This is a genomic window from Acidiphilium sp., from assembly GCF_049977125.1.
Taxonomy (GTDB): domain Bacteria; phylum Pseudomonadota; class Alphaproteobacteria; order Acetobacterales; family Acetobacteraceae; genus Acidiphilium.
The window spans coordinates 6,431-10,452 of the sequence record NZ_JBMFGY010000031.1 but is presented as its reverse complement, the minus strand read 5'-3'; the positions used below and the strand labels follow the sequence as shown (position 1 = coordinate 10,452).

Sequence of the window (4,022 nt, the reverse complement as noted above, 5' to 3'; positions counted from 1 at the left end):
GGCGCCATCGATCCCGACGCCCCGGATGAAATCGTCGCGGACGGCACGATCATCGACCTCGGGGTCATCCTGGTCGAACAACTCGCCCTCGCGCTCGATCCCTACCCCCGCAAAGCCGCGGCGGCGCTCCCGGCGGATCAAACCAGCCACCACCGCTCGCCCTTCGCCGCCCTGGCCCGGCTCCGCGACAAGCCCGACCCCCAAACCGATGGCTGATCCGCCTCCCCCGCTTGCCGCCCGCCCCCCGCTCTGCTAGATGCCGGGGTCTTGAACCACCCCCATCGCGGGGCGGTGGCGTTTTGCTGCGCCGCCGTTACATATGATACGAGAACGATATGGCCGTACCCAAGCGAAAAACCAGCCCGTCCCGCAAGGGCATGCGTCGGAGCCACCAGGCTCTGGTGATCCAGCCTCATGCCGAATGCGCCAATTGCGGCGAGCTGAAGCGCCCGCATCACGTCTGCGGCCATTGCGGTCATTACGACGGGCGTGAGGTCGTGGCCGCCGGCAAGGACATCAAGGGCACGGTACGGGTCTGATCCAGTCGTGGTCGCGCCCGACGAGTCACTGCGCATGACGCGATCATGACAACCCATCCGCTCGCCCCACCCGATCAGACTCCCTCCGCGCCCACCCCATCCGCGCCTACCCCCCCGGCGGCCAATCCGTCGGTTCCCGCCGCGTCGGTGCTCGCGGTGGACGCGATGGGCGGCGACCATGCGCCGGACGTCGTGATCGCCGGGCTCGACATCGCGGTGGTGCGCCACCCCAAAGCGATTTTCCATGTGTTCGGCGACGCCGCGCGGATCGAGCCGATGGTCCGCAAATTCAGCCGGCTGACCGGGCGCGTTGTGATCCACGGCACCACTGAAATCATCGCGGACGATCTGAAACCCACCGCCGCGCTCCGCCTGCGCGACGCCTCGATGCGCCGCGCGATCGATGCCGTGGCCACCGGTCAGGCCGCCGGCATCATCTCCGCCGGCAACACCGGCGCCATGCTGGCGCTCGCCAAAATCGTGCTGAAAACCATGGCCGGAATCGACCGTCCGGCTATGGCCGCGATCGGCCCGTCCGCCAAAGGCGACGTCGTGATGCTCGATCTCGGCGCCAACATGGTCTGCGACGCGCGCAACCTCGTCGAGTTCGCCGTCATGGGGGATATGTTCGCCCGCACCGTGCTCGGCCTGCCAAACCCCACGATCGGCCTGCTCAATGTCGGCTCGGAGGAAATGAAGGGCGACGAAACCCTCAAACGCGCCGCCGAGGCCCTGCGCGCCAGCCCGATCGGCGCCCAGTTCCACGGCTTCGTCGAAGGCCATGACATCGCGGGCGGCACGGTTGACGTGGTGGTGACCGATGGGTTCACCGGCAATGTCGCGCTCAAAACCGGCGAGGGCGCGCTGCGTCTGGTCGGTGATCTTCTGAAGCGCGTCTTCACCGCCAGCCTCGCCGCCCGGCTGGCCTATCTGCTGGCCAAACCCGGCCTTAACCGGCTGCGCGAATGGCTCGATCCGCGCCGCTACAACGGCGCCGTCCTGCTCGGGCTCAATGGCGTGGTCGTCAAATCCCATGGCGGCACCGATGCCGAGGGCTTCGCCCACGCCGTCGATGTCGCGATGGACATGATCGACAATAATTTCAACCAGCGCATCAAGGAGGGCCTGCGTCTGCACGCCGGCCGCGAAACCCTCGCCGTCGACTCCGCCACCGCCCCCCTCGCCCCGATCGCGATCAGCCAATGACCCACCCACGCAGCACGATCGACGGAGTCGGCAGCTATCTGCCCGGCCGTATCGTCACCAATGCCGAACTCGCCATGACGCTCGATACGTCGGATTCCTGGATTCGCGAGCGCACCGGCATCACCCAACGCCATATCGCCGCCGCCCATGAAACAGCGACGTTCATGGGCGCCGAGGCCGCCCGCCGCGCGCTCGATGCGGCCGGCGCCGGGCCTGACGCGGTCGATGCCATCATCGTCGCCACCACCACGCCCGATCAGGCGTTTCCCGCCACGGCGGTCGCAATCCAGGGCGCGCTCGGCGTCACCAGCGGTTTCGCCTTCGATGTCTCCGCGGCCTGCTCCGGTTTCGTCTATGGCCTCTCGATCGCGGATGCGATGATCCGCGCCGGCCAATGTCGCGGCGTGCTGGTGATCGGCACCGAAATCTATTCCCGCATCCTCGACTGGCAGGACCGCGGCACCTGCGTCCTGTTCGGCGACGGCGCGGGTGCGGTGTTCATCCGCGCCAACGACCACAATGCCGATCGCGGCGTGATCTCCACCCATATCCATGCCGATGGCCGCTACGGCGATATTCTCTATGTCGATGGCGCCACCGGCCAGACCGACAAATCCCAGCACCTCGTCATGAACGGCCGTGAGGTCTTCCGCCACGCCGTCGCCAAACTCGCCGGCGCGGTCGATGAGGCCCTGGCCGCCAACCACCTCACCCATTCCGACATCGACTGGCTGGTGCCGCACCAGGCCAACCGCCGGATCATCGACGCGATGGGCAAACGCCTCAACCTGCGCCCCGACCAGGTCGTGATCACGGTCGACCGCCACGCCAACACCTCCGCCGCCTCGATCCCCCTCGCCCTCGACGAGGCGGTGCGCGATGGCAGGATCAAACCGGGCCATCTCGTTCTGATCGAGGCGCTCGGCGGCGGCCTCACCTGGGGATCGGCGCTGATCCGGTTTTAGAGCGATATGCGATTAAGTTGACGCGGCAGCGGCAGCGTAATCGCATGAAATCGCTCGATAAAACATAGAACTAGAGCGTTAAGCTGAAAGCATAACGCTCTAGTCCCGGCGGCGCGGGAAAACGACGTTTTTTCGTTGAATTCCAGCCTCTTTCTCCCGATCGTCCAGATTCCGGTTGACCGACGCCGCTTTCTTGCTACTCTTGCGATATGAGTACTTTGACCCGCGCTGGCCTGGCTGAATCGATCTATGCGGCGGTCGGTCTTTCGCGTAACGAATCGGCCGCATTGCTCGAATCGGTGCTCAGCCGGATCAAACACGCGCTTGCCGAAGGTGATTCCATTAAAATCAGCGGATTCGGCACGTTTTCTGTCCGCCAGAAAGGGCGCCGCATCGGTCGCAATCCCAAAACCGGTGATGAGGTGCCGATCCTGCCCCGCCGCGTGCTGATCTTCCGCGCCAGCCAGATCCTCCGTGAGGCGGTCGATGCTGGTCATCCATCCGGCCCGGCATCGCAATCTTGACCGCCGAGTCCGCCCATCTGACCGCCGATGCCGAGGATGCCCGCGCCCGCCCACGCAAATCGGCCGAAGCCTATCGCACCATCAGCGAAGTCGCCGATGAACTCCACGTGCCGCAGCACGTCCTGCGCTTCTGGGAGACCAAATTCCCCCGGATCAAACCGCTCAAACGCGGCGGCGGACGACGCTACTATCGGCCGGATGACGTTATTCTCCTGCGACGGATCGCGAATTTACTTTATATTCAGGGCTATACTATCAAAGGCGTCCAACGTCTGCTCAAGGAGGGCGGTGGTGCGCTGCACGACGAAATCCCGCCCGCCTCCGATGAGGAACGCGCCGCCGCCGCCGCCGAACGCGCCCAAACCGCCGCAGCCGCCGGCCTGAAGCAGCCCGACCTGCCCGAACTCCCGATTCAAGCCTTGCCGATTCAGGCCCCGCTGGTTCACACCCCGCTGGCCCAGCATCCGAACGCCGCCCAAGCCGAACCCTCCCCGCCACCCGGCATGACCGAAGCAACGCCGATCCCCACAGCCATCCCGCCCGATCGCACCGAGGATCGTCTACGCGCCACGCTCCACCTCGTCCTCGCCGAGCTCGAACAGTTGCGCGACAGCCTCAGCGACTGAAATCCCCGGCCTTGACCAAAGTTTGCCCTCGACCGCCCAACTTGCTATGGACCGTTGCGTCGGAGCGTAGCGCAGCCTGGTAGCGCATCAGTCTGGGGGACTGGGGGTCGTGGGTTCGAATCCCGCCGCTCCGACCATCACAACCTCGATCAAATCCCTGCC

At 65.7% G+C, this 4,022-nt stretch carries 5 protein-coding genes, 1 tRNA gene and 1 pseudogene; all 7 read left to right on the top strand.

Translation table 11 applies throughout. The annotated features are described in order from the left end of the window. Positions 1-216, top strand: a pseudogene (locus ACP5E6_RS07230) (DUF177 domain-containing protein); the annotation flags it as partial. Between the two features lie 119 nt (positions 217-335). After that, on the top strand, positions 336-539 hold the full coding sequence (rpmF, locus tag ACP5E6_RS07225) for a 50S ribosomal protein L32 (RefSeq protein WP_427953284.1): 204 nt from the start codon (positions 336-338) through the stop codon (positions 537-539). Positions 540-704: 165 nt separating this feature from the next. Further along, a complete protein-coding gene (plsX, locus tag ACP5E6_RS07220) occupies positions 705-1,745 on the top strand; it encodes a phosphate acyltransferase PlsX (protein ID WP_427953326.1) in 1,041 nt (346 codons plus the stop codon). Further along, the gene (locus ACP5E6_RS07215) at positions 1,742-2,710 is read left to right on the top strand and encodes a beta-ketoacyl-ACP synthase III (RefSeq protein ID WP_427953282.1); all 969 of its coding nucleotides are present in this window, start codon (positions 1,742-1,744) and stop codon (positions 2,708-2,710) included. Before plsX ends, ACP5E6_RS07215 begins: the two co-directional genes overlap by 4 nt. Positions 2,711-2,919: 209 nt before the next feature. After that, a complete protein-coding gene (locus ACP5E6_RS07210) occupies positions 2,920-3,234 on the top strand; it encodes an integration host factor subunit alpha (RefSeq protein ID WP_427953280.1) in 315 nt (104 codons plus the stop codon). Between the two features lie 17 nt (positions 3,235-3,251). Beyond that, positions 3,252-3,860, top strand: a complete 609-nt coding sequence (locus ACP5E6_RS07205; RefSeq protein ID WP_427953324.1) for a MerR family transcriptional regulator — start codon at positions 3,252-3,254, stop codon at positions 3,858-3,860. A gap of 60 nt (positions 3,861-3,920) precedes the next feature. Beyond that, positions 3,921-3,997, top strand: a tRNA-Pro gene (locus ACP5E6_RS07200). The last annotated feature ends 25 nt before the right edge of the window (positions 3,998-4,022 follow it).